The organism is Streptomyces sp. CA189 (assembly GCF_056428985.1).
This window is the reverse complement of record NZ_JBWJVM010000191.1, coordinates 1-918: the sequence shown is the minus strand read 5'-3', so window position 1 is coordinate 918 and position 918 is coordinate 1. Positions and strand designations below refer to the sequence as shown.

Sequence of the window (918 nt, the reverse complement as noted above, 5' to 3'; positions counted from 1 at the left end):
TGCGGGCGGCGATCGGGGAGTTGCGGGAGTCGGGGGACGCGGCCGGTGCGTCGATGGGTGCGGGCTTCGAGAACCTGGCGATGACGGGCATGGAGGCCGGGCACGCCGGGCTCGCCACCGACTTCGAGGATTTCTGCGAGCGCTGGGAGTGGGGCGTTCGGAGTCTGGTCCAGGACGCGAGTACCCTCGCGCGGTCGTTGGGGATCGCGGCGGGCACGGTGTGGGAGGAGGAGCAGTATCTCCACGGCACGTTCCGGGTGGTGGCGAACGCCGCGTACGGCAATCCGCACGCCAGTGAGGATGAGATCGAGAAGAAGCCGTGGGGTGAGATTTTCTCTGCGGACGTCTACAAGCCTGATTACAGCCGGGAGTCTTTCGAGAAGAGCAGCGAGGACATCAAGAAGACCTGGTCGGATACCGGGGACACGCTTACCTCGACGGGGCGGATCGGTTCGTTGAAGGACCTGTTGGAGCAGGCGAAGCGTGATGGGGACGGTCACTGATGGGGTGGCGGGATTTCGTTCCGGACGGGGTCGAGGACTGGGCCGAGGACCGGGTCGAGGACGTCGGTGACGCCGTCGAGTGGACCGGCGACAAGGCGGCCGGGCTGGCGGAGGACGTCGGGCTGGACGGTGCGGGGGACTGGATCCGTGACAAGAGCCGCTCGGCCGCCAACCGGCTGGGTGCGGATGTCGCGGAGTTGGAGCTGGGCCAGACCGAGGATCCGAACAAGCTGGTCTACGGCAGTGTGTCGAAGATCCGCGCGCAGGTCTCCCACCTGAATGATTTCAAGGCCTCCTTCGACAAGGTCGGCAATGGCCTGAAGGGGGTGGGGGAGCCGGATGGCCTGAAGGGCGCGACGGCTGATTCGTTCAGGGAGTCGGTGGCGAAGGAGCCGCCGCGCTGGTTCAAGGCGGC

General features: G+C 66.8%; 2 protein-coding genes. Both read left to right on the top strand.

Going from position 1 to position 918, the window contains the following annotated elements; all coding sequences use genetic code 11:
• On the top strand, positions 1-503 hold a 503-nt coding region (locus AC061S_RS44465; protein ID WP_478691581.1), incomplete at its 5' end, for a hypothetical protein.
• A partial coding sequence (locus tag AC061S_RS44460; protein ID WP_478691580.1) for a putative T7SS-secreted protein occupies positions 503-918 on the top strand: 416 nt, incomplete at its 3' end. The genes AC061S_RS44465 and AC061S_RS44460, both read left to right, overlap by 1 nt.